Annotated in this window: 23 protein-coding genes; all 23 read right to left on the minus strand. The window is 62.2% G+C overall.

The features are described 5' to 3' along the window. Window positions 1-67 precede the first annotated feature (67 nt). Window positions 68-808: an RNA polymerase sigma factor FliA gene (fliA, locus tag M2394_RS20535; protein WP_135292003.1), complete on the minus strand. Its 741-nt coding sequence runs from the start codon at window positions 806-808 to the stop codon at window positions 68-70. Then, window positions 805-1,638, minus strand: coding sequence for a flagellar synthesis regulator FleN (fleN, locus tag M2394_RS20540; RefSeq protein WP_003192912.1), 834 nt, complete (start codon window positions 1,636-1,638; stop codon window positions 805-807). Before fleN ends, fliA begins: the two co-directional genes overlap by 4 nt. Before the next feature lie 106 nt (window positions 1,639-1,744). Next, window positions 1,745-3,061: a flagellar biosynthesis protein FlhF gene (flhF, locus tag M2394_RS20545; protein ID WP_178925710.1), complete on the minus strand. Its 1,317-nt coding sequence runs from the start codon at window positions 3,059-3,061 to the stop codon at window positions 1,745-1,747. A gap of 12 nt (window positions 3,062-3,073) precedes the next feature. Next, window positions 3,074-5,188, minus strand: coding sequence for a flagellar biosynthesis protein FlhA (gene flhA / locus M2394_RS20550; protein ID WP_218172831.1), 2,115 nt, complete (start codon window positions 5,186-5,188; stop codon window positions 3,074-3,076). Window positions 5,189-5,509: 321 nt separating this feature from the next. Next, window positions 5,510-6,646: a flagellar biosynthesis protein FlhB gene (gene flhB / locus M2394_RS20555; protein WP_176999079.1), complete on the minus strand. Its 1,137-nt coding sequence runs from the start codon at window positions 6,644-6,646 to the stop codon at window positions 5,510-5,512. 3 nt (window positions 6,647-6,649) lie between these two features. After that, window positions 6,650-7,435: a flagellar biosynthetic protein FliR gene (gene fliR, locus M2394_RS20560; RefSeq protein WP_176999080.1), complete on the minus strand. Its 786-nt coding sequence runs from the start codon at window positions 7,433-7,435 to the stop codon at window positions 6,650-6,652. A 4-nt stretch (window positions 7,436-7,439) separates the two neighbouring features. Next, window positions 7,440-7,709: a flagellar biosynthesis protein FliQ gene (fliQ, locus tag M2394_RS20565; RefSeq protein WP_003214552.1), complete on the minus strand. Its 270-nt coding sequence runs from the start codon at window positions 7,707-7,709 to the stop codon at window positions 7,440-7,442. Window positions 7,710-7,713: 4 nt separating this feature from the next. Next, window positions 7,714-8,457: a flagellar type III secretion system pore protein FliP gene (gene fliP / locus M2394_RS20570; protein ID WP_259174277.1), complete on the minus strand. Its 744-nt coding sequence runs from the start codon at window positions 8,455-8,457 to the stop codon at window positions 7,714-7,716. Continuing rightward, window positions 8,457-8,900 (minus strand): flagellar biosynthetic protein FliO, encoded by a 444-nt coding sequence (gene fliO, locus M2394_RS20575; protein ID WP_178925708.1) that lies wholly within the window; start codon window positions 8,898-8,900, stop codon window positions 8,457-8,459. Before fliO ends, fliP begins: the two co-directional genes overlap by 1 nt. 1 nt (window position 8,901) lies before the next feature. Further along, window positions 8,902-9,369 carry a flagellar motor switch protein FliN gene (fliN, locus tag M2394_RS20580; RefSeq protein WP_003192941.1) on the minus strand — a complete coding sequence of 156 codons (468 nt, stop codon included), beginning with the start codon at window positions 9,367-9,369 and terminating at the stop codon, window positions 8,902-8,904. A gap of 46 nt (window positions 9,370-9,415) precedes the next feature. Beyond that, window positions 9,416-10,384, minus strand: a complete 969-nt coding sequence (fliM, locus tag M2394_RS20585; RefSeq protein ID WP_105523143.1) for a flagellar motor switch protein FliM — start codon at window positions 10,382-10,384, stop codon at window positions 9,416-9,418. Window positions 10,385-10,393: 9 nt separating this feature from the next. Further along, window positions 10,394-10,894: a flagellar basal body-associated protein FliL gene (gene fliL, locus M2394_RS20590; RefSeq protein ID WP_178925707.1), complete on the minus strand. Its 501-nt coding sequence runs from the start codon at window positions 10,892-10,894 to the stop codon at window positions 10,394-10,396. A gap of 222 nt (window positions 10,895-11,116) precedes the next feature. After that, window positions 11,117-12,472 (minus strand): flagellar hook-length control protein FliK, encoded by a 1,356-nt coding sequence (locus M2394_RS20595; RefSeq protein WP_259174298.1) that lies wholly within the window; start codon window positions 12,470-12,472, stop codon window positions 11,117-11,119. A 950-nt stretch (window positions 12,473-13,422) separates the two neighbouring features. Further along, complete coding sequence (locus tag M2394_RS20600; RefSeq protein WP_259174303.1) at window positions 13,423-13,767, minus strand: Hpt domain-containing protein; 345 nt, start codon at window positions 13,765-13,767, stop codon at window positions 13,423-13,425. 30 nt (window positions 13,768-13,797) lie between these two features. Next, window positions 13,798-15,516 (minus strand): fused response regulator/phosphatase, encoded by a 1,719-nt coding sequence (locus M2394_RS20605; protein WP_259174306.1) that lies wholly within the window; start codon window positions 15,514-15,516, stop codon window positions 13,798-13,800. Then, complete coding sequence (locus M2394_RS20610) at window positions 15,513-15,818, minus strand: STAS domain-containing protein (protein WP_178919792.1); 306 nt, start codon at window positions 15,816-15,818, stop codon at window positions 15,513-15,515. Before M2394_RS20610 ends, M2394_RS20605 begins: the two co-directional genes overlap by 4 nt. Window positions 15,819-16,000: 182 nt before the next feature. Beyond that, a complete protein-coding gene (gene fliJ / locus M2394_RS20615) occupies window positions 16,001-16,450 on the minus strand; it encodes a flagellar export protein FliJ (RefSeq protein WP_065909807.1) in 450 nt (149 codons plus the stop codon). Between the two features lie 3 nt (window positions 16,451-16,453). After that, complete coding sequence (gene fliI / locus M2394_RS20620; protein WP_178919793.1) at window positions 16,454-17,812, minus strand: flagellar protein export ATPase FliI; 1,359 nt, start codon at window positions 17,810-17,812, stop codon at window positions 16,454-16,456. Beyond that, complete coding sequence (fliH, locus tag M2394_RS20625; protein WP_259174315.1) at window positions 17,802-18,566, minus strand: flagellar assembly protein FliH; 765 nt, start codon at window positions 18,564-18,566, stop codon at window positions 17,802-17,804. Before fliH ends, fliI begins: the two co-directional genes overlap by 11 nt. A 10-nt stretch (window positions 18,567-18,576) precedes the next feature. Further along, complete coding sequence (fliG, locus tag M2394_RS20630; protein WP_016972027.1) at window positions 18,577-19,596, minus strand: flagellar motor switch protein FliG; 1,020 nt, start codon at window positions 19,594-19,596, stop codon at window positions 18,577-18,579. Beyond that, on the minus strand, window positions 19,589-21,364 hold the full coding sequence (gene fliF / locus M2394_RS20635; protein WP_178919795.1) for a flagellar basal-body MS-ring/collar protein FliF: 1,776 nt from the start codon (window positions 21,362-21,364) through the stop codon (window positions 19,589-19,591). The genes fliG and fliF overlap by 8 nt, the downstream gene beginning before the upstream one ends. A gap of 16 nt (window positions 21,365-21,380) precedes the next feature. Beyond that, complete coding sequence (fliE, locus tag M2394_RS20640) at window positions 21,381-21,710, minus strand: flagellar hook-basal body complex protein FliE (protein ID WP_017134937.1); 330 nt, start codon at window positions 21,708-21,710, stop codon at window positions 21,381-21,383. Window positions 21,711-21,840: 130 nt separating this feature from the next. After that, on the minus strand, window positions 21,841-23,217 hold the full coding sequence (locus M2394_RS20645) for a sigma-54 dependent transcriptional regulator (protein WP_178919796.1): 1,377 nt from the start codon (window positions 23,215-23,217) through the stop codon (window positions 21,841-21,843). Window position 23,218: the final 1 nt, after the last annotated feature.

Below are 23,218 nucleotides of genomic sequence, written 5' to 3' on the forward strand. Positions count from 1 at the left end.
ACCACGGTACGAACCCGCGAAAGCGTTGGCTTTCACGGTAGCGTCTGCAGTGTCCCCACACTGCCTGTCAGCGCGCGCGCCACTCTCCCAATCGCCCCCGCAAGCGGGCTGCGCACTGGCTGTGCAGCTGGCTGACACGCGATTCGCTGACCCCCAGGACCTCACCGATTTCCTTGAGGTTCAGCTCTTCGTCGTAGTACAGCGCCAACACCAGTCGCTCACGCTCCGGCAAATTGGCGATCGCGTCCGCCAACGCACCCTGGAAGCGTTCATCTTCCAGGTCACGCGACGGCTCCAGATGTGCACTCGCGCCGTCCTCGTGCAGCCCTTCGTGTTCGCCGTCCTGCAACAGGTCGTCGAAACTGAACAGGCGGCTGCCCAAGGTATCGTTCAAAATCCCGTAGTAATCATCGAGACTCAATTGGAGTTCGGCCGCAACTTCATGATCTTTAGCGTCACGACCGGTTTTTGCTTCAATTGCGCGAATTGCATCACTGACCATGCGCGTATTGCGGTGCACCGAACGCGGTGCCCAATCGCCTTTGCGCACTTCATCGAGCATTGCGCCACGAATACGGATACCCGCATACGTCTCGAAACTTGCACCCTTGCTCGCGTCGTATTTGGTCGACACTTCGAGCAGGCCGATCATGCCGGCCTGGATCAGGTCTTCGACCTGGACGCTGGCCGGCAGGCGTGCCAGCAGGTGATAGGCGATACGCTTGACCAACGGCGCGTAGCGCTCGATCAACTCGCCCTGGCTGTCACGGGCAGACTTCTTGTACGCGTTGTAGCCAGTCGCTGTCATAGCACGGGTCCTGCGCTCGTCTGATGCACCAATCGCTCGACGAAAAACTCCAGATGCCCCCGTGGGTTGGCGGGCAACGGCCAGGTATCGACCTTCTGGGCAATGGCCTTGAACGCCAGTGCGCACTTCGAACGAGGGAACGCTTCATAGACCGCACGCTGCTTTTGCACGGCCTTGCGCACACACTCGTCATAAGGAACTGCGCCGACGTATTGTAAGGCGACATCGAGGAAGCGATCCGTGACCTTGGTCAACTTGGCGAACAGGTTTCGCCCTTCCTGCGGGCTTTGGGCCATGTTGGCCAGCACGCGGAAGCGGTTCATGCCGTAGTCACGGTTAAGCAGTTTGATCAGGGCGTAGGCGTCGGTGATCGAGGTGGGTTCGTCGCAGACCACCAGCAGCACTTCTTGCGCTGCGCGCACGAAGCTGACCACGGACTCGCCGATCCCGGCGGCGGTGTCGATCACCAGCACGTCGAGGTTGTCGCCGATATCGCTGAAGGCCTGGATCAGGCCGGCATGCTGCGCCGGGCTCAGGTGCACCATGCTCTGGGTGCCCGAGGCCGCCGGCACGATCCGAATGCCACCGGGGCCCTGGAGCAGCACATCGCGCAGCTCACAACGGCCTTCGATCACATCGGCGAGGGTGTGTTTGGGTGTCAGCCCCAGCAGAACGTCGACGTTCGCCAACCCCAGGTCAGCATCCAGCAGCATGACGCGACGGCCAAGCTCTGCCAGGGCCAGGGACAAATTCACTGACACGTTAGTTTTCCCGACGCCACCTTTGCCGCCGGTCACCGCGATCACCTGTACGGGATGCATGCTGCCCATTTTATTTCTTTACCTTGTCTTGCTTAGACGCAGGCTACATGGCTTGGCCGCGTGAATCGCTTGCAGACCATCGATGTAGATACATTTCACGGTGTTCATGCTGCCCTCAACCGACCCGTTTTGCCGGGTTGTGGTAAAGGTCAGCGAACATATCGGCCATCGCTTCCTCGCTAGGCTCTTCTTGCATTTGCACGCTGACTGCACGGCTGACCAGCTGATGACGGCGCGGCAGATGCAGATCATCCGGGATCCGCGGCCCGTCGGTCAGGTAGGCAACCGGCAATTCGTGGCTGATGGCCAGGCTCAACACCTCGCCCAGACTCGCCGTTTCATCGAGTTTAGTCAGGATGCAACCGGCCAGGCCGCAGCGCTTGTAGCTATGATACGCAGCGGTAAGAACCTGTTTCTGGCTAGTGGTTGCAAGCACCAGGTAATTCTTCGACTTGATGCCACGCCCGGCCAGGCTTTCCAGCTGCATGCGCAACGCCGGGTCGCTGGCTTGCAGGCCAGCGGTATCGATCAATACCACGCGCTTGCGCAGCAGTGGGTCGAGGGCGTTGGCCAGGGACTGGCCCGGGTCGACGTGGGTCACCGACACATTGAGGATACGCCCCAGGGTCTTGAGCTGCTCCTGGGCACCAATACGGTAGCTGTCCATGCTCACCAGCGCGATGTTCTGCGCGCCGTACTTGAGCACGTAACGCGCGGCCAGTTTGGCCAGGGTGGTGGTCTTGCCCATGCCGGCAGGGCCGACCATGGCGATCACACCGCCCTCTTCCAGGGGCTCGATTTCCGGGGTGACGATCATGCGCGCCAGGTGGGCCAGCAACATGCGCCAGGCCTGGCGAGGTTCTTCGACTTCGGCGGTCAGGGCCAGCAGGTCGCGGGACAACGGGCCGGACAAGCCGATACGTTGCAGGCGGCGCCACAGGTTGGCCTGTTGCGGCTTGCTGCCTTGCAACTGGGTCCAGGCCAGGGAGCCCAGCTGGACTTCCAGCAGCTCACGCAGGCCATTGAGTTCAAAACGCATCGAGTCAAACACACGCGGGTCGACTGCCGGCGCCGGGGCTGGCGCAGCAGGACGCGGTGGCTCTTTGAAGGTCGGCTCTACCAGCGGCTCGGCAGCGGTCAGCGGCAGGCCGGCGAACAGCTGGCGGTTGGTGGTGGCATCGCTGTCGCCACGCATGCTCAGCTCGGCCTGGGCCGAGACAATGCGCGAGGCGGTCTTGCGCAGCTCGTCTTCGAGTTCCATGTTCGGCACGCGCGGCGCCAGCGCCTGGGGGGTGTAATCCAGGGCAGCCGTCAGCTCGACACCACCGGCGATGCGGCGGTTTCCGATAATCGCGGCGTCGGCGCCCAGCTCATCACGAACCAGTTTCATGGCCTGACGCATATCGGCGGCGAAAAAACGCTTCACTTGCATAACCCACTACCCTCAGCCGTTGGGCCCTACTGTCGCGACGATAGTCACTTGCTTGTTGTCAGGAATTTCCTGATAAGCCAAAACGTGCAAATTCGGTACTGCCAGGCGCCCAAATCGCGACAACATCGCGCGGACGGGGCCGGCCACCAGCAGAATGATCGGCTGGCCTGCCATCTCCTGGCGCTGCGCGGCTTCGATCAACGAACGCTGCAGCTTCTCAGCCATGCTTGGCTCCAGCAGAACGCCCTCTTCCTGGCCTTGTCCTGCCTTCTGAATACTATTGAGCAATATTTGTTCCAACCTTGGTTCCAAGGTGATCACAGGCAGCTCGGAGTCAATCCCTACAATGCTTTGCACGATTGCACGCGACAATCCGACGCGCACTGCGGCCACCAGGGCGGCAGTATCTTGACTCTTGGCGGCATTGTTGGCGATGGCCTCGGCAATGCTGCGGATATCGCGCACCGGCACCTGTTCGGCCAGCAGCGCCTGCAGCACCTTGAGCAATTGCGACAGCGACAGCACACCCGGCACCAGCTCTTCGGCGAGTTTTGGCGAGGCTTTGCCCAGCAACCCCATCAATTGCTGGACTTCTTCGTGGCCGATCAGTTCGTGGGAGTGCTTGTAGAGGATCTGGTTGAGGTGGGTCGCGACCACCGTGCTGGCGTCTACCACGGTATAACCGAGGGACTGGGCCTGGCTGCGCTGGCTGACTTCGATCCACACCGCGTCAAGGCCAAAAGCCGGATCTTTGGCGGTGATGCCGTTGAGCGAACCGAACACCTGGCCGGGGTTGATCGCCAACTCGCGGTCCGGGTAGATCTCCGCTTCGGCGAGGATCACCCCCATCAGGGTCAAGCGGTAGGCGCTGGGGGCCAGGTCGAGGTTGTCGCGGATGTGCACGGTGGGCATCAAAAAGCCCAGGTCTTGCGACAGCTTCTTGCGCACGCCCTTGATCCGCGCAAGCAGTTGGCCGCCCTGATTGCGGTCCACCAGCGGAATCAGGCGGTAGCCCACTTCCAGGCCGATCATGTCGATCGGGGTCACGTCATCCCAGCCCAACTCTTTGGTTTCCTGGGCGCGGGCCGGGGAAGGCAGCAAATCCTGCTGACGGGCGATTTCCTGCTGGGCCAGCACCTTGACCTGGTTTTGCTTGCGCCAGAACAGGTAAGCACCACCAGCGGCCATGGCCGCCATGCTGAGAAACGACACGTGGGGCATGCCCGGCACGATGCCCATGATCGCCATGATGCCGGCCGCCACGGCCAACGCCTTGGGGGAGGCGAACATCTGGCGGCTGATCTGCTTGCCCATGTCTTCGGAGCCCGAAGCACGGGTCACCATGATCGCCGCTGCTGTGGATAACAACAGTGATGGCAATTGCGCCACTAAACCGTCACCGATGGTCAGCAAGGCGTACACCTTGCCCGCATCGCCGAAGGTCATGCCGTGCTGGAAGATGCCGACCGCCATACCGCCGATCAGGTTGATGAACAGAATCAACAGGCCGGCAATGGCGTCCCCGCGTACGAATTTGCTGGCACCGTCCATCGAACCGTAGAACTCGGCCTCTTGGGCCACTTCCAGGCGGCGGGCCTTGGCTTGGTTCTGATCGATCAGGCCGGCGTTGAGGTCGGCGTCGATGGCCATCTGTTTGCCGGGCATGGCGTCGAGGGTAAACCGCGCGCTCACCTCGGAGATCCGCCCGGCACCCTTGGTGACCACCACGAAGTTGATGATCATGAGGATCGCGAACACCACGATACCGACCACGTAGTTGCCGCCGATCACCACCTCACCGAAGGCCTGGATCACCTTACCGGCGGCGGCGTGGCCGTCCTGGCCGTGCAGCATGACCACCCGGGTGGACGCCACGTTCAACGCCAGGCGCAGCAGGGTCGCTACCAGCAGGATGGTCGGGAAGACCGCAAAGTCCAGAGGGCGCAAGGCGTAGACGCAGACGAGCAGCACCACCACCGACAACGCAATGTTGAAGGTGAAAAACACGTCCAGGAGGAACGGCGGCATCGGCAACATCATCATTGCCAGCATCACCAGCAACAACAACGGCACACCCAGATTGCCTCGCGAAAGGTCAGTCAGGGTGCTGCGGGCCGTGCCGAGCATTTGAGAGCGATCCACCACCGGTATTCCTCGTTTCCTTGAAGCAAACTTTTGACGCCGAAAAGCGACTTGCAGGCAGTATTGCAAGAAGCCTTCCAACTTTTGCTTGGTAGGTACGAGTCCAGACCGTTTGTCACTCAGCGTCTACAAACATTCGCGGCTTGCAGCCCTTTGGGACGCTACCCGTCGCCATCACAGTGCTCCCGACTGCCGCTTGATAACGTGCAGCACTATCAAACCGCGAAGCCATGCCAACAACCCCTGTCAACTTTGACAGGTCAACCGCAATCGCCGACGAACGGTAAATTTGTAGTGAGCGGGTTGTCAGGAATCGCGGCGCAGTTCTGGGGGGATAGGCAGGTCTTTGAGCGGGTCCGGGCGCTTGCCCTTGCCCGCGCGGTACTGGCGGATCTGATAGACGTAGGCCAATACCTGCGCCACGGCCAGGTACAGCCCGGCGGGGATTTCCTGATCGAGGTCGGTGGAGTAGAAGATCGACCGCGCCAGCTCGGGCGATTCCAGCAACAGGATGTCGTTGGCCACTGCAATTTCACGGATCTTCAGCGCGGTGAAGTCACTGCCCTTGGCCAGCAGCATCGGCGCGCCGCCCTTCTCCGGGTCGTACTTGAGCGCCACGGCGTAGTGGGTCGGGTTGGTGATGACCACGTCGGCGTCGGGCACCGCGGCCATCATCTTGCGCTGGGACATTTCGCGCTGCAGCTGGCGAATACGCTGCTTGACCTCGGGGCGGCCTTCCTGATCCTTGTGTTCGTCGCGCACTTCCTGCTTGGTCATCAGCAGCTTCTTGTGGCTTTCCCACAGCTGGATCGGCGCATCTACCGCCGCAATGATGATCAGGCCGCAGGCCATCCACAGCGAGCTCCAGCCCACCAATTGCACGCTGTGAATGATCGCCGACTCCAGCGGTTCATGAGCGATGCGCAGCAAATCATCAATGTCGGACGACAACACCGTCAGCGCCACAAACAGGATCAGAATGAATTTGGCCAAGGCCTTGAGCAGTTCCACCAGCGCCTTGCTGGAGAACATGCGCTTGAGCCCGGGCCCGGGGTTCATGCGGCTGAACTTGGGCGCCATGCTGCCGGGCGCAAACAACCAGCCGCCGAGGGAGACCGGGCCGATCAGCGCCGCCAGCAGCAGCGTAATCAGCACCGGTTGCACCGCCAGAATCGCGATTTTCCCCGAGTGCAACAGGTACAGCCCCATGGCGCCGGGGCTCAGCAGCACTTCGCGGGGCAGGGAGAAGTTGAGCTTCATCAACTCCATCAGGTCCAGCGCCAGGCCACCGCCGTAGATCAGCAGGCCACCGGCGCCGGCGAGCATCACCGCCAGGGTATTGAGCTCTTTGGAGCGGGCAATCTCGCCCTTTTCCCGGGAGTCCTTTTTACGTTTCTCCGTGGGGTCTTCTGTCTTGTCCTGGCCACTCTCGCTCTCGGCCATGGCTCAACGTGCCCGCGCCAGATCACGTAAGAACTGCAAGGCGTCGGTCGCCAGCGGTTGATACTGATTGAGAATGTCGGCCATGCCGATCCAGAAAATCCCCATGCCCAACACCAGGGTCAACGGGAAACCGATAGAGAAGATGTTCAACTGCGGCGCCGCACGGGTCATCACGCCAAACGCGATGTTGACCACCAGCAGCGCAGTGATGGCCGGCAGTACCAGCAGCAATGACGCCCCCAATACCCAACTGAGTCGGCCGACCAGCTCCCAGAAGTGGCTCACCACCAGCCCGGACCCCACCGGCAAGGTGGTGAAGCTCTCGGTCATCACCTCGAACACCACCAGGTGGCCGTTCATGGCCAGGAAGATCAAGGTCACCAGCATGGTCAAGAACTGCCCGATCACCGCCACCGACACACCGTTGGTGGGGTCGACCATGGACGCGAAGCCCATGCCCATCTGGATCGAGATGATCTGCCCGGCGATCACGAACGCCTGGAAAAACAACGTGAGGGAAAAGCCCAGCAGCGCGCCGATCAGGATCTGTTCGGCAATCAGCAATAGGGCACTGAGGTCCAAGGCATTCACCGGCGGCATCGGCGGCAGCCCGGGCACGATCACCACGGTGATGGCGAACGCGAAATACAGGCGGATGCGGCGCGGCACGAGGGTGGTGCCGAACACCGGCATGGTCATCAGCACGGCCGTGACACGGAACATCGGCAAGATGAAGGACGCCACCCAGGTGCTGATCTGGGTGTCGGTCAGTGCCAGCACAGACTGCATGGGCTCAGCCGATCAACTGCGGAATACTGCCGTACAGCTGCAGGATGTATTCCATAAAGGTTTGCACCAGCCACGGGCCGGCAACGATCAAAGTGATCAGCATCACCAACAGACGCGGCAGAAAACTCAAGGTCTGTTCGTTGATCTGGGTCGCGGCCTGGAACATCGCCACCAGCAGGCCCACCAACAGGCTGGGCACCACCAGCACGGCAACCATCATAGTGGTCAGCCACAGCGCTTCACGGAACAGGTCGACCGCAACTTCTGGCGTCATCGCGCTATACCCCGCCGAAACTGCTGGCCAGGGTGCCGATGATCAGCGCCCAGCCGTCCACCAGCACGAACAGCATGATCTTGAACGGCAACGAAATGATCAGCGGCGACAGCATCATCATACCCATCGCCATCAGCACGCTCGCCACCACCAGGTCGATGATCAGGAACGGGATGAAGATCATGAAGCCGATCTGGAACGCGGTCTTGAGCTCGGAGGTGACAAACGCCGGCACCAGGATCGTTAGCGGCGCCTGGTCCGGGCTGGCGATGTCAGTCCGCTTGGACAGGCGCATGAACAGTTCAAGGTCGCTGGAACGGGTCTGCGACAGCATGAAGTCCTTGATCGGGCCCTGGGCCTTGTCGATGGCGTCCTGGGCGGTGAGTTTTTCCGCCAGGTAAGGTTGCAGGGCTTGCTGGTTCACCTTGTCGAACACCGGCGCCATGATGAACAGCGTCAGGAACAAGGCCATGCCGGTGAGGATCTGGTTCGACGGCGTCTGCTGCAGGCCCAGGGCCTGGCGCAGGATCGAGAACACGATGATGATCCGCGTGAAGCTGGTCATCAGCATGACGAACGCCGGGATAAAGCTCAGCGCCGTCATGATCAGCAGGATCTGCAGGCTGACCGAATATTCCTGGGCCCCGGCCGCGTTGGTGCCCAGGGTGATCGCCGGAATCGACAACGGGTCGGCGGCCATCGCCATCGGCGCGGCCAGCAACAGCATGAGCGTCAATAAAACGCGCATTACTTCTTATCCTTCTGATCCTTGCCCAGCAACTCCATCAGGCGCTGGGCGAATTCGGGTGTGGCGGCCTGGGTCTGGGCCACTTCCACCGGCGTCTTGAGCACGTGCAACGGGGTGATGCGGCCCGGCGTGATGCCAAGCAGAATCTGCTCATCACCCACCTGCACCAGCACCAGGCGATCCCGCGGGCCGAGGGCGCGCGAGCCGATCATCTCGATGACCTGGCCATTGCCCGGCCCGATACGCTGCACACGGCGCATCAACCAGGCCAACACGAAGATCAGGCCGACCACCAGCAGCAAGCCGAGCACCAACTGGGTCAATTGCCCACCGATGCCGCTGCTCACCACGGGCGCCGCCGCCGTCGTGGCCTGCGCCACCGGCTCGGCCGCCAGGGCGCTCAATGGCAGCGCCAGAAACAGTCCCGCCATCGAATACTTCATATCAGCGCAACTTCTTGATGCGTTCGCTTGGGCTGATCACGTCCGTCAGGCGGATGCCGAACTTCTCGTTGACCACCACCACTTCGCCGTGGGCGATCAGGGTGCCGTTGACCAGCACGTCCAGCGGCTCACCGGCCAGGCGATCGAGCTCGATCACCGAACCCTGGTTCAGTTGCAGCAGGTTGCGGATGTTGATTTCGGTGCTGCCCACTTCCATGGAGATCGACACCGGAATGTCGAGGATCACGTCCAGGTTCGGGCCATCGAGGCTCACCGGGTCGTTGTTCTTCGGCACGCTGCCGAATTCTTCCATCGCCAGGCGGTTGCCGGCCGGTGCAGTGGCAGCGTCGGCGGCCAGCAGCGCGTCGATGTCGTCTTGGCCGACATCGCCGGTTTCTTCCAGGGCCGCAGCCCATTCGTCAGCCAGGGCCTGGTCTTCGGCGGAAGTGTTTTCGTGTTCGGTAGCCATTACATGTCCTCGGCGCAGCGAAAATTCATCAAAAAATTAGGGCGGATCAGCGACGGTTGATCGGCTCGACCACTTGCAACGCCAGGTTGCCCTTGTGGGAACCGAGCTTGACCTTGAACGACGGCACACCGTTGGCGCGCATGATCAGTTCTTCCGGCAGTTCCACCGGGATCACGTCACCCGGCTGCATGTGCAGGATGTCGCGCAGGCGCAACTGGCGACGGGCCACGGTGGCGCTCAGCGGCACGTCGACGTCCAGCAGGTCTTCGCGCAGGGCCTTGACCCAACGTTCGTCCTGGTCGTCGAGGTCGGACTGGAAACCGGCGTCGAGCATTTCGCGCACCGGCTCGATCATCGAGTACGGCATGGTCACGTGCAGGTCACCGCCACCGCCATCGAGTTCGATGTGGAAAGTGGACACCACAATGGCTTCGCTGGGGCCGACGATGTTGGCCATGGCCGGGTTCACTTCCGAGTTGATGTACTCGAAATTGACTTCCATGATCGCCTGCCAGGCTTCCTTCAAGTCGATGAAGGCCTGCTCCAGCACCATGCGCACCACACGCAGTTCGGTCGGGGTGAATTCACGCCCTTCGATCTTGGCGTGACGGCCGTCGCCGCCGAAGAAGTTGTCCACCAGCTTGAACACCAGCTTGGCGTCGAGAATGAACAGCGCGGTGCCGCGCAGCGGCTTGATCTTGACCAGGTTGAGGCTGGTGGGCACGTACAACGAGTGCACGTATTCACCGAACTTCATCACCTGCACGCCGCCCACCGCCACGTCCGCCGAACGGCGCAGCATGTTGAACATGCTGATACGGGTGTAGCGGGCGAAACGCTCGTTGATCATTTCCAGGGTCGGCATGCGTCCACGGACGATGCGATCCTGGCTGGTCAGGTCATAACTTTTGACGCTGCCGGGCTCGGCAGCCATTTCGGTCTGTACCAGACCATCGTCGACGCCATGCAACAGCGCGTCGATTTCATCCTGGGACAGCAGGTCTTGCACGGCCATGTCGTGATCCTACTGCAATACGAAGTTAGTGAAGAGCGCCTGCTCGACCACGACTTTGCCGAGCTCTTTCTGGGCCACTTCCTGCACGCTGGCAGTGACCTTCTGGCGCAGCATTTCCTGGCCTACCGGAGTGGCCAGGCTGTCGAAGCTCTGCCCGGAAAACAGCATCACCAGGTTGTTGCGGATCACCGGCATGTGCACTTTGAGCGCATCCAGGTCCGCCTGGTTACGTGCCAGCAAGGTGATGCTCACCTGCAGGTAGCGTTGACGACCGTTCTGATTGAAGTTGGCGACAAAGGCCGGAAGCATCGGCTCGAAGATTGCCGGTTGCTTGACGTTGGTGGCGGTTTCGGCGGCAGGGGCCGGTTTGCTGGCACTGCTGTGCATGATGTACCAGGTGCCGCCCACCGACGCGCCGATGGCCAGGACCAGGCCCAGCACAATCAACAAGATAAGCTTGAGCTTGCCTTTGGCTGCTGGGGGTTTTGCTGCGTCGTCGCTCTTCGCCATGCCAATAATCCGTCACTATTCGGGGATTCATAGATCTACGGAAAGGCAAGAGCAAGTGTTATGCCAGAGTTGTCTGGTGATCGGGGACGAAGGAACGCCGCAAATCAAATGTGAGAGCGGGCTTGCTCGCGAATGCGGTGGGCCAATCGACGAATCCGTTGACTGACACTGTGCTTTCGCGAGCAAGCCCGCTCCCACATTTAGATCTTTGCAGGGCTCACATTAGGCGTAGTAATCGACGGCGCTGGAGCCAATCACGGTGGAGGTGACCGGCGCGACAGCCGCTGCGACTTCGGCGTGATCGGCCATATCACCGCCATCACCACGGCCACCGCTACCACTCACGCCACGGGCCTGGTTCTGCTGTTGTTGCTGCTCCTGGCCCTGGCCCTGCCAGCCACGGGACTGGTCGGAAACGTTGACGTCCACCTGCCCCATACCCTGCTGGGCGAACATCTCACGCAGGCGGCCGGACTGGCTTTCCAGCGCTTCACGCACCACCGCATGGCCACTCATGAAGGTGACCTGGGCCTGCTGGTCGGCCGCCATGTTGACCTTGATGTCCAGGCGACCCAGCTCGGCCGGCTGCAACTGGATCTCGGCCGACTTGAGGTTGGCGCTGGACAGGTACATCACGCGGTTGACCACTTCTTCGGTCCAGCCGCTCTGGTGCATGGCCAACGGCGCGTTGGCCACGGGCGGCAAGGCGTTCGCGGTTTTCGGCGTGGCGGCCTGGGTCAGCGCCGCCAGACGGTTGGCGAAGTCATCGACACGGGTATCGCTGCTGGCGTCCTTCAAGTCCTTGAGGCCACCGTCGATGAGACTGCTGAAGGTCTTGTCGCCACCGGTGTCGGTGCTGTCCTTGGCGGCCTGCTGGTCGACCATGTTGGCCAGGCCTGCGGCGAAGTTTTGCGCGGCGGTCGGCTGGTCCTGAGTCGGCGCAGGCGCGGCTTTTTGCGGCGTCTGGCTGCTGGCGGAGACGTGACCGCCCTGCTCCATCGCCAGGCGCACGGCGGGCATCGAATCCAGCGGGTCGGCGGAAGGGTCGAAAGCGGGTTGCTTGGCTTCGTCGGTGGCCGCCACAGGAGCGGCCACCACCGGCTGGGGCTCTTCAGGCGCAGCGGCAGGCGTCGGCGTCACCGTCGGCACAGGGACCGGCACGGCCACAGGGGTAACGGTGGCAATCAGCGCCGGGTCGACGACGGGGTCAACCGGGGGTTGCTGCACCAGGGACGGGTCGGTGGGTTTGTCGTCGTCGCTGCTGGCGCTGTCATCGGACTTGGCCGGCGGCGTGGCAGGCAAGGGTTTGCCGCTATCGGCAACCGCTGGCGTGCTGGCGGCAGGCTTGCTGCTGTTGTCAGCAGGCTTGGCGCTGGCGTCGGAGGTCTTGTCACGAGAAGGCTTGGACGGGGTGTCGTCGGTCTTTACCGTCGGCTTGGCGCCTTGGCTGGCGAACACCTGAGCGAAGCCAGGGCCCTTGTCCTGTGGGGCCGCAGCCGCTGCCGGAGGTGTCGCGGCGGGCGCTTGAGGCTTGGCTGCGGGGGCAGCCTGAAGGAGGGTGTTCGGGGCGACTGGCATAGGTAAAGGTCTCCACTGCATTGGGGATCGGGGATGCAGTATTGGGAGGTAGAGCAAGAGTCGGGCCAGGTTTTGGGGTTGGTTGGGTTTGCGGGGTACATATCCGTTATTTGGGTGATGGCTGGTATGGGTTCCGCCCTTACGGCGGGTCACTTTGGAAAAGCCGGAATGCCGGCCCAGCCCAAAGTAACCAAAGGGCTCTTGCCCCAACACTCGGTGCCTCGCTTAGGCTCGGCATACCCGTAATTCGACAGTGATTTGGGGGGCCGCCGCCACGCGCCATCCATGGCGCGGGGCGGCTAAGCCGGCGTCCTGCCGGCTTACCCCCCAAATCCCTGCCGAATTCCGGCCAGCGTGTTTGACGGGGCGCCTAAGATCAAAATCAAAATCAAGATCAAAAGCAAAAGCACAGCGGCCTGACAGCCGGCTTGAGTGGTTAGATCAAAAGCAGATACGTGTAGGAGCTGGCTTGCCGGCGATGCAGACACCTCGGTGAATCAGGTACACCGCATAGATGCCATCGCAGGCAAGCCAGCTCCCACAGTGATGGCGTCGCGTCATACACCTTGATACACCCGACAAACCCAATCAAACCAGCGATAGTTCTTCGCCTTTGATCCTCACCACTCAGGTCGGCTACTAGGCCGCCGTGCTCTTGCTTTTGATTTTGATCTGAGGCGCCCCGTCAAACACGCTGGCCGAACGCAGGCTTTGGAGCGTGGGTAACCCGGCAGGACGCCGGGTTAGCCGCGCTGGGCCAAGGATGGCCCATCGCGGCGGCCCACGCTCCAAAGCCGGAGTGAGGGCACACCGAGCCTAGGCGAGGTGCCGAGTGTTGGGGCAAGAGCGCTTTGGTTACTTTCGCGCTTTTCGAAAGTGACCCGCTGTAAGAGCGGAACCGCCAGCAGCCGTTACCGTAGAAATGGATATGTACTCAAACTCAAACCAGATCAAACCCCAAACCGCCCCCGCTCCGACTCATAAAGCGGCCGAACCAAAGCAAACTCATGATCAATCTGATCCACCAAATCCCCAAGGTCCGCCGCAGCCCCCGCCGACTCAACCTCCAGCCGCTGGCACAACTGCGCCAACCGCACCGCCCCAAGGTTGCCGCTGCTGCCCTTGAAGCTATGGGCAATCCGCCCCAACGCCTTGGCATCGTCGCGCGCCTTGCGCAGCGCTTCGACACGTTTTTGCGAATCATCGAGAAAGGTATCGAGCAACTTGGGGTACTCGCCTTCCATGACTTCCTGCAAACCCGAGAGCACGTCCGGGTCCAGATGAATCTCAGCCACTTGCTCGCTCCTTGATCAAGAATCGGCGGATTATGCCAGAGCCCCCCAGCAAAACTCCACGCACACACTGCGCCCACCGTCAGACCAGCGTACATTGCTGCTCAATTGACGCACCAGGCTCAACCCCCGGCCAGACAGACGGTCAACGTCCAACGGCCGGGCCAGCATCTTTTCCACGTCGAACCCGGGGCCGCTGTCTTCGAGGCGCAACAACATCTTGCCACCGGTGTCGGTCGGCACCACCTGCACATGCACGCGCACATAACCGCTGCTCAGTTGCGCCAGCCGTTCGTTGCGCTGGCGATAGTAGTGGGCGAACCCCTCGGCATCACGCTTGAGCCGCGAATCCAGGCCCAGCACGCCATGCTCCAGCGCGTTGGAGTACAGCTCGGCCATGACGCTGTAGAGCGCCCCGCTCTGCTCACGCAAGCCATGAATCTCCAGTAACAGTTGCAACAAATACGGCAACGGGTTGTAGCTTTTGAGGGTCTGCCCACGGAATTCGAAACTGACCGACCAGTCCAGCGGGCACGACTGGCCGCTGTCGGCATACAGCGGTTGCGCTGTGCGCAACGACTGGCCGGGCTGCAAGGTGATCTCGACCAGACTGACGTCATCGCGCACTTCACCGCGAAACGCGGCCAACGCCTGCTCGATGTCTTCGAACAGGCGGTCGGGCTCGCGGTTGGCGGCAAATACCTGTTGCAGGCGCTCGACGCCAAACAGTTGGTCATTGGCGTCAGCGGTATCCAGCACGCCGTCAGACAGCAAAAACACCCGGTCGCCCAACGCCATGGGCCACACCTCGGTGCTGTCATCAAACGCTTGCGCCGACAACACCCCCAACGGCAAATGCCTCGATTCAAGCGGCGTACGCTTGCCGGTGGCGACTTCATGCACATAGCCTTCGGGCATGCCGCCGTTCCATACCTCCACCACCCGCCGCTGGGTGCTCAGGCATAACAGCGTGGCGCAGCAGAACATGTCCACCGGCAGGATGCGCTTGAGCTTGGCGTTCATCTCCCGCAAGGTCTGCGCCAGGCCGTAACCCTTGGCCGTCATGCCGTAGAACACTTCAGCCAAGGGCATGGCGCCGACGGCTGCCGGCAAGCCGTGGCCGGTGAAGTCGCCGAGCAATACGTGCATGTCACCGGACGGTGTGTAGGCCGCCAGCAACAGGTCACCGTTGAACAGCGCATAGGGCGATTGCAGGTAGCGGATGTTGGGCGCCGCATTGATGCAGCCCGAGTGCGCAACCTTGTCGAACACCGCCTTGGCCACCCGCTGCTCGTGCAGGAGATAGTCATGGTGTTTGGCGATCAGGTCGCGCTGCTGCAAGACCGTGGCTTGCAACCGCCGCAGGCGGTCCATGGCGTTGATCTTCGCGGCGAGAATCAGCTGGTTATAGGGTTTGGGCAGGAAGTCATCACCCCCCGCATCCAGGCAACGGGCCAGGGCTTCGCTTTCGCGCAGGGAGGTCAGGAAAATCAGCGGCACCAGCTCTTCGCCTGCCAACTGCTTGATCCGGCGCGCCGCCTCGAAGCCGTCCATCACCGGCATCAGCGCATCCATCAACACCAGTTGCGGGCGCTCACGGGTGAAGACCTCGACGGCTTCAGCGCCATTGGTGGCCGTGAGCACCTGGTGGCCCTGGCGCCGCACAATCGTCGACAGCAACAGCAGATCGGTGGCGCTGTCTTCGGCGATCAGGATCGTGAGCGGTTCCGGGACGGGGGCCAGGGTGCTCAACTGATGTCGAACAGCTTGTCGAAGTTGGAAATGGCGAGGATCTTGCGCACATCGGAATTGCTGTTGACCACTCGCACTTCCGACTCATCGCCACCCGCGTGATCACGCAGCAGCAGGAGCATGCCCAGCGCGGAGCTGTCCATGTAGGTGGTTTCTTTCAAGTCGACGACGTACAGCTCCGGCACTTTGTAGAAGCGCTCGTAGGCATCCCGAAACGTCTGGTGGCTGCCGAAATCGAACCGCCCCTTGATCGCGATCGTCAACTTCTTCCCGTCCAGGGATACTTCTGATTCGACTGACATGCGACTGCTCCTTGTCATTGGCAATGACACAAGGTTTAGCAGGCGAACCGCATCTGAGCAACACCCCACCTCAACTGTAGGCGCCGGCTTACCGGCGATGGCGGTCTATCGGCGGGCTCATCAGCGCCTGGTAAACCGTTATCGCCGGCAAGCCGGCGCCTACAGTTATGCGGGGGTGGAGTTCAGAATTGGGATTGGCGCGGGAGGCGCTGGGAGAGTTCGTCGAGCAGCTTCTGCTCGCGCTTGTCTTCGATGGCGCGGGCTTCGTCGATGTAGCGCTGCACCAATTTGCGCAGGCCCTCGACGCGGGCGAACGCGGCTTGCCAGCTTTCACGGGCTTTATCGAGGTTGTTCTGGTGCCAGGCCAGGCTTTGGCGCTGCTGGCCGACGGCGGTTTCCAGCTGGTTGAGAAAGCCCTGGTAGCCCATCAACCACTGGCCGGACACCCCCTTACTGCCGCGCTCGATCCATTGCTGCTGGTATTCGCTGCGAAAACGCTCCAGGTCGCCCAACTTGCTTTCGGCCAGGCGGACCTGCCCCTGGAAATACCCCAGGCGTTGCACAGCGGTTTTCTCGGCCTTTTCGGCCATGTCCACCACCGGGGCCAGACGCGACGAACGGGTGCTGGCCATGGCTTAGCCGCCGGGCGCCGGGGCGAAGATCGTACCCAGGTGCGCTTCGCTCTCGCCCATGCTGATCTTGTCGTTGAGGCCTTGGCGCAAGTAGGTCACCAACTGCGGTTGCAGGGCAATCGCCAAGTCGGTCTCGCGATCCCCCCCGGCCACGTAGGCGCCGACGCTGATCAAGTCGCGGCTCTGCTGGTAACGCGACCACAATTGCTTGAAGTGCTGGGCACGGGTCATGTGTTCCGGCGTAACCACGGCCGGCATCACCCGGCTGATGGAGGCTTCGATATCGATGGCCGGGTAGTGCCCTTCTTCAGCCAGGCGCCGCGACAGCACGATATGGCCGTCCAACACGCCCCGCGCCGAGTCGGCAATCGGGTCCTGCTGGTCGTCGCCTTCAGACAATACGGTATAGAACGCGGTGATCGAGCCGCCCCCGGCCTCGGCATTACCGGCACGTTCCACCAGCTTGGGCAGCTTGGCGAAGACCGACGGTGGATAGCCCTTGGTAGCAGGCGGCTCGCCGATGGCCAAGGCGATTTCCCGCTGGGCCTGGGCGAAACGGGTGAGCGAGTCCATCAGCAACAGGACGTTCTTGCCCTTGTCGCGAAAATATTCGGCGATGCGCGTGCAGTACATGGCCGCGCGCAGACGCATCAGCGGCGCATCGTCCGCTGGTGAGGCCACGACCACCGAGCGCTTGAGGCCTTCTTCACCCAGGCTGTGCTCGATGAACTCCTTCACCTCACGACCCCGCTCGCCGATCAGCCCCACCACAATGATGTCGGCCTCGGTAAAACGGGTCATCATGCCCAGCAACACCGACTTACCCACGCCGGTACCGGCGAACAGACCCAAACGCTGGCCACGGCCGACCGTCAACAATCCGTTGATGCTGCGGATGCCCACGTCCAGCGGCACGCTGATGGGGTTGCGGTTGAGCGGGTTAATGGTGGGGCCGTCCATCGGCACCCAGTCTTCGGCCTTCATACCGCCCTTGCCGTCCAGCGCACGGCCAGCGCCATCAAGCACGCGGCCGAGCATGCTCATGCCCATGGGCAGGCGGCCGGTGTCAGCCAAGGGCACCACGCGCGCACCGGGAGCAATGCCCGCCAGGCTGCCCACGGGCATCAGGAAAATCTTGCTGCCGGAAAAACCCATCACCTCGGCTTCGACTTGCACCGGGTGATAGCTGTCGTCGTTGATCACCATGCAGCGGCTGCCCATGGCGGCGCGCAGGCCCTCGGCTTCGAGGGTCAGGCCGACCATGCGCAACAGGCGCCCTTCGAGGATCGGCTGGCCGGGCAGCTCGGTGGCCTCGGCATAACCGCCCAGGCGCTTGGCGAAACTGGTGCGATCAAGGCGCATCGGGGGCGTCCAGCTCAACGCTCAGGTCAGGCTCGGCCGGGTGCAGGGCCTGTTCGTGAAGTTGATCGAACAGCTTGGCCATGATCTGGCTGATGCGGGTTTCCACCGTGGCATCGATGCGGCTGTGCTCGGTCTCGACGCGGCAACCACCGGGCTGCAGCGAGGCGTCTTCGACGATGCGCCAGGTTTCTTCATGGCGCTCGCGCAGGGCTTTGACCTGTTCGAAATCCTGGGGGTTGATGTACAAGCGCACATTGCCGACCCCCAGGGGCAGCAGCTTGAGGGCTTCGCGCATCACGCTTTCGATATGGCTGGAATCCAGCACCAGTTCGCGCTGGATGACTTGGCGGGCAATATGCTCCACCAAGCCGACCATGGCTTTTTCGATCTGCGAATCCTGCTCGGCAATCGGGTCGAACAGCGTGCCCATCAAGCACTCCAGGCTGGCCAGCTTGACGCTCAGCGCGGCCTCGGCTTCCTGGCGGACCTTGAGGGTGGTGCTGCGAAAGCCGTCCTTTTCACCGGCAGCGAAGCCTTCGTTGTAAGCCTCCTGACGGATGGCCTCCACCTCTTCGAGGGTCAGTGGCTGGACTTCGTCCAGCGGCACTTCCTCGGACTCCACCGGCAGTTCTGGCTCCGGCTCCGGCTCAGGCTCGGGCACATGGGGATCGAAGCTGGGCAACGACCAGATGTCGAACCCGCCGACATCCCGCGCGCGAATCAGATCGCTGGGCGCCTCATCTTTGTTCGACATCAGGGGCGCCTTAGATCATTTCTTCGCCGCCCTTCCCGCCGAGAACGATTTCTCCGGCTTCGGCCATACGGCGGGCAATGGTGAGGATTTCTTTCTGCGCGGTTTCCACGTCGCTGACGCGCACCGGGCCTTTGGCTTCCAGGTCGTCGCGCAACAGTTCCGAGGCACGCTTGGACATGTTCTTGAAGATCTTCTCTTTGACGTTTTCGTCCGACCCCTTGAGGGCCAGCACCAGCACGTCCGAGGACACTTCGCGCAGCAACGCCTGGATGCCACGGTCGTCGACGTCGGAGAGGTTGTTGAACACGAACATGAGGTCTTCGATCTGGGTGGACAAGGTGTCGTCGATCTCGCGGATCGAGTCCATCAACTGGCCTTCGACCGAGCTGTCGAGGAAGTTCATGATGTCGGCCGCACGCTTGATACCGCCCAAGGTGGTGCGCGACGCGTTCGAGTTGCCGGAGAACTGCTTCTCCAGAATCGTGTTCAGTTCTTTCAGCGCCGCCGGTTGCACGGTGTTCAACGACGAGACGCGCAGGATGATGTCCAGGCGCACCTTGTGGTCGAAATGGCCGAGCACTTCGCCGGCCTGGTCCGGGTCGAGGTATGCCACCACGATGGCCTGGATCTGCGGGTGCTCGTAGCGGATCACGTCGGCCACGGCGCGCGGTTCCATCCACTTGAGGCTGTCCAGGCCGCTGGTGTTGCCACCCAGCAGAATGCGGTCGATCAGGCCGTTGGCCTTGTCTTCACCCAGGGCCGAGGTGAGCATCTTGCGGATGTAGCTGTCGGAGCCGACGCCCAGGCTGGTCTGGTCGCCGACGATCTCGACGAACTCGCTCATCACCTGCTCGACTTGCTCGCGGTGCACATTGCGCATCTGCGCCATGGCCACGCCCACCCGTTGAACCTCTTTGGGGCCCATGTGGCGCAGCACTTGGGCGGCGTCGGTTTCACCCAGGGACAGCAGCAATACAGCGGCTTTGTCGACCTTGGTGAGCTTGGCAACAGCGGCTCGATTATCACTCATCTGCGTTGATCCACTCTTTCACGACCTGGGCCACACGGCCCGGGTCTTCTGCCACCAGACTCTTGATTGCGTTCAGCTGAGCGTCATAGCCTTCGCTCGGGCTTGGCAACAGGATGCTTTGCGGGCCGCCGAGGCTGACGCGATCGTTGGCCAGTTCGCCATCCAGGCCGCCCATGCCACCCAACTCGACGTCGCCACCTGCCAGGGCCAGCTGTTTCTTGCCATTGCCGGTGATGTTGTTGAGCACCGGGCGCAGCACACCGAACACCAGCACCAGGATGAACAACACCCCCAGCACTTGCTTGACGATGTCCCAGAACCACGGCTGGGTGTAGAACGCCGGGTCGGCGATCACTTCGCCACGCTCGGCGGAGAACGGCATGTTGATCACGCTGACGCTGTCACCACGGCTGGCGTCGAAACCGACGGCGTCCTGCACCAGGCGGGTGAAGCGCGCCAATTCATCGGCACTCCACGGCGCACGGGTAACAGCGCCGTCAGCCGGGTTGACCTTGACCTGGTCATCGACCACCACCGACACCGACAGGCGATTGATACGGCCCTGTTGCTGCTTGGTGTGGCTGATGGAACGGTCGAGTTCGAAGTTCTTGGTCGACTGGTTACGCTTGTCCGACGGGTACGGCGCGAGCATTGGCTGGCCGGTGGCCGGGTCCATGATCTGCTGACCGTTGGCGTCCAACAGTGGCTGGCCAGGCTGTACCGCACCGGCCGAAGCGGTGGCGCCACCGGTAGTCTGCGGCGCCGAAGCCGGCGACGGCGGCTGGTTGCTCAGGGCGCCCGGCACACCTTGCGGGCCATTGCTGGCGGTGCGTTGTTCGTTGGTCGACTGCTCGCTGCGCAGGGCTGGCTGGTCGGGGTTGAACTGTTCAGAGGTCGACTCGACCGCGCTGAAGTCCACGTCGGCGGACACTTCGGCTTTGTAGCGGTCATTGCCCAGCACCGGTTGCAGGATGTTGTGCACACGCTGGGTGAGCATGCTTTCCATGCGGCGGCTGTAGTCGAACTGCTTGCCGGCCTGGGTCAGTGCAGAGTTCTCGGCCTGGTCGGACAGCAGGTTGCCCTTCTGGTCCACCACGGTAATTTGCGACTTGCTCAACTCCGGTACGCTGGTGGCGACCAGGTTGATGATCGCCAGGACCTGGCCAGGCTCCAGGGAGCGGCCGGCAAACAGCTCGACCAACACCGAGGCGCTTGGCTTGCGTTCGTCACGCACGAACACCGAGCTTTTCGGAATCGCCAGGTGCACGCGGGCGCCCTTGACGTTGTTGAGGCTGGAGATGGTGCGCGCCAGTTCGCCTTCCAGGCCACGACGGTAGCGTGTGGCTTCCATGAACTGGCTGGTCCCCAGGCCCTGGTCCTTGTCGAGGATTTCAAAGCCGATGTTGGCATCGGACGGTGTCACGCCCGCAGCGGCCAGCTTCATGCGCGCACGGGCCACGTCGTCGGCCTTGACCAGCAACGCGCCAGAATTGGGTTCTACGGTGTAGGCGATGTCGGCGGCGGCGAGGGTTTCCATGATCTGCTTGGAATCCATGCCCGCCAGGCTGCCGTACAGCGGCCGGTAATCGGGTTGTTGCGACCACAACACCACGGCAAAACCAATCGCCACGCTGGCTGCCAGGCCGACCATCAGGCCCACCTGACGCAACATGGTCATTTCGGAGAGGTTTTCCAGGAACGACAGGCCAAACAGCGGCGGCTTGCCGTCTGCCTTGGCGGGTGCGTTGTCCACGACTGCTTCTGCCATGACTTAAATCTCGTCCTTAAACCGGCATCTGCATGATGTCTTGATAAGCCTGAACCAGCTTGTTACGCACTTGCGTCAACGCCTGGAAGGAGACGCTGGCCTTTTGCGAAGCGACCATCACATCGGTGAGGTCCACGCCGCTCTTGCCGATCTCGAAGGCGGTGGCCAACTGACTGGAAGCTTGCTGGGTGTCACTGACTTTGTTGATTGCCTGACCGAGCATGTCGGCAAAACTGCTTTGGCCCAATTCCGGCGCTGGCGCGACGGATTTCGGTTGAGCCATGGCATCCATTTGCATGGAGCGCATATCCAACATCAACCGATTGAACTCAATACCCTGGCTCATGACCTTCTCTCTCCGACGACCCGCAATTTTTTGACACTACGCAGCGGTTACTGGGGTGGTAGCAACAAGGGTGCCAGATCCGTGGCGACTCGTAAGAAAAGGCGACAAACCCTGTCGGCCTAACTTTTTGTCAGGTGGCGAAAAGGTAGGCCTCCACGTCCATCCCCGCATCGCGCATCTGCGCCAGCTTGTAGCGCAAGGTGCGCGGGCTGATGCCCAGGCGTTCGGCCGCTTCTTTGCGGCGGCCGCGCTCGGAACGCAGGGTGTCGATGATCATCTGGAATTCACGGCGCCGCAGGTCATCCCCCAAGGCACCGGCAGACTCGGCTTCGGCGACGACCGGCGCAGGCGCCAGGCTCGGCAACGGTGCAGCGCCACTGCCCATGGCCAGGCAGAAGTCCTGGGGCTGGATCAACCCGCCCTGCTGCAGAATCAGTGCACGCTGGATCGCATTGTCCAGTTCGCGCACGTTGCCCGGCCACGGGTAGCCGATCAGGCATGCCTGGGCTTCGGCCGACAGCCGCGCCTGGGCGTGCTTCATTTTTTTGACGTGGTTGTTCAGCAGGCGCTCGGCCAACGGAATGATATCGGCCGGACGCTCGCGCAACGGGCGCCAGGCCAGGGGAAATACCGAGAGGCGGTAGAACAAATCTTCTCGGAAGCGCCCCGCCGCCACTTCCCCCGCCAGATCGCGGTTGGTGGTGGCGACCACGCGGATGTCCAACTGGATCGGCTTGCGCGCGCCCACACGCTCCACTTCACGCTCTTGCAACACGCGCAGCAGCTTGGCTTGCAGACCCAGGGGCATTTCAGAAATTTCGTCGAGCAGGATGGTGCCGCCGTCGGCCTGTTCGAACTTGCCGGCCTGGGCCGCGATGGCGCCGGTGAACGAGCCCTTCTCGTGACCGAATAGCGTGGCTTCGAGCATGTTGTCGGGGATGGCCGCGCAGTTGATCGCGATGAACGGTTGTTTGGCGCGGCTGGACTGCTGGTGGATATAACGCGCCAGCACCTCCTTGCCGGTGCCGGACTCACCGGAAATCAGCACGGTGGAATCACTGCGGGCCACGCGGGCCGCCAGCTCCAGCAGTTGCGCACTGGCCGGTTCGAAAGCAATCGGGCCTTCGCCCTCGACGGCCGGCACCACGCCGAGCGCGTGGCGGGCTACCAGCTCGATCAAGGCTTTGGGCTCGAACGGCTTGACCAGGTAATCGGCGGCGCCTTGGCGCATGGCGTCCACTGCCCGCTCCACCGCACCGTGGGCGGTCATCAGCAACACCGGCAGCTGTGGCTGGCGCGCCCGCAACAGGCCGAGCAACTGGTGACCGTCCATGCCCGGCATGTTCACGTCGCTGACCACCAAGCTGAAGGACTCTTGCTCGACAGCCTCCAAGGCTTCTTCGGCAGAACCGACCGCCCGGTAGTCATGGCCCGCCAACAGCAGCGTGTCAGCCAATGCTTCACGCAGGGCGCGATCATCTTCCACCAACAAAACCTTGATAGCCATA

Origin of the sequence: Pseudomonas sp. BIGb0164 (genome assembly GCF_024810135.1) — a bacterium.
Lineage (GTDB): Bacteria > Pseudomonadota > Gammaproteobacteria > Pseudomonadales > Pseudomonadaceae > Aquipseudomonas.

What these genes read in the sequence shown, in the direction of transcription:
- fliH (WP_259174315.1), bottom strand. Translation starts at nt 18,566, where the DNA reads ATGTCGAACAAAGATGAGGCGCCCAGCGATCTGATTCGCGCGCGGGAT.
- fliN (WP_003192941.1), bottom strand. Translation starts at nt 9,369, where the DNA reads ATGGCTACCGAACACGAAAACACTTCCGCCGAAGACCAGGCCCTGGCT.
- flhB (WP_176999079.1), bottom strand. Translation starts at nt 6,646, where the DNA reads ATGGCCGAGAGCGAGAGTGGCCAGGACAAGACAGAAGACCCCACGGAG.
- fliE (WP_017134937.1), bottom strand. Translation starts at nt 21,710, where the DNA reads ATGAGCCAGGGTATTGAGTTCAATCGGTTGATGTTGGATATGCGCTCC.
- fliL (WP_178925707.1), bottom strand. Translation starts at nt 10,894, where the DNA reads ATGGCGAAGAGCGACGACGCAGCAAAACCCCCAGCAGCCAAAGGCAAG.
- fliF (WP_178919795.1), bottom strand. Translation starts at nt 21,364, where the DNA reads ATGGCAGAAGCAGTCGTGGACAACGCACCCGCCAAGGCAGACGGCAAG.
- flhF (WP_178925710.1), bottom strand. Translation starts at nt 3,061, where the DNA reads ATGCAAGTGAAGCGTTTTTTCGCCGCCGATATGCGTCAGGCCATGAAA.
- fliR (WP_176999080.1), bottom strand. Translation starts at nt 7,435, where the DNA reads ATGCAGTCTGTGCTGGCACTGACCGACACCCAGATCAGCACCTGGGTG.
- fliQ (WP_003214552.1), bottom strand. Translation starts at nt 7,709, where the DNA reads ATGACGCCAGAAGTTGCGGTCGACCTGTTCCGTGAAGCGCTGTGGCTG.
- flhA (WP_218172831.1), bottom strand. Translation starts at nt 5,188, where the DNA reads ATGCTCGGCACGGCCCGCAGCACCCTGACTGACCTTTCGCGAGGCAAT.
- fleN (WP_003192912.1), bottom strand. Translation starts at nt 1,638, where the DNA reads ATGGGCAGCATGCATCCCGTACAGGTGATCGCGGTGACCGGCGGCAAA.
- fliJ (WP_065909807.1), bottom strand. Translation starts at nt 16,450, where the DNA reads ATGGCCAGCACCCGTTCGTCGCGTCTGGCCCCGGTGGTGGACATGGCC.
- M2394_RS20610 (WP_178919792.1), bottom strand. Translation starts at nt 15,818, where the DNA reads ATGTCAGTCGAATCAGAAGTATCCCTGGACGGGAAGAAGTTGACGATC.
- fliG (WP_016972027.1), bottom strand. Translation starts at nt 19,596, where the DNA reads ATGAGTGATAATCGAGCCGCTGTTGCCAAGCTCACCAAGGTCGACAAA.
- fliM (WP_105523143.1), bottom strand. Translation starts at nt 10,384, where the DNA reads ATGGCCGTGCAAGACCTGCTGTCCCAGGATGAAATCGACGCGCTGTTG.
- M2394_RS20645 (WP_178919796.1), bottom strand. Translation starts at nt 23,217, where the DNA reads ATGGCTATCAAGGTTTTGTTGGTGGAAGATGATCGCGCCCTGCGTGAA.
- fliP (WP_259174277.1), bottom strand. Translation starts at nt 8,457, where the DNA reads ATGCGCGTTTTATTGACGCTCATGCTGTTGCTGGCCGCGCCGATGGCG.
- fliA (WP_135292003.1), bottom strand. Translation starts at nt 808, where the DNA reads ATGACAGCGACTGGCTACAACGCGTACAAGAAGTCTGCCCGTGACAGC.
- M2394_RS20595 (WP_259174298.1), bottom strand. Translation starts at nt 12,472, where the DNA reads ATGCCAGTCGCCCCGAACACCCTCCTTCAGGCTGCCCCCGCAGCCAAG.
- fliI (WP_178919793.1), bottom strand. Translation starts at nt 17,812, where the DNA reads ATGCGCCTTGATCGCACCAGTTTCGCCAAGCGCCTGGGCGGTTATGCC.
- fliO (WP_178925708.1), bottom strand. Translation starts at nt 8,900, where the DNA reads ATGAAGTATTCGATGGCGGGACTGTTTCTGGCGCTGCCATTGAGCGCC.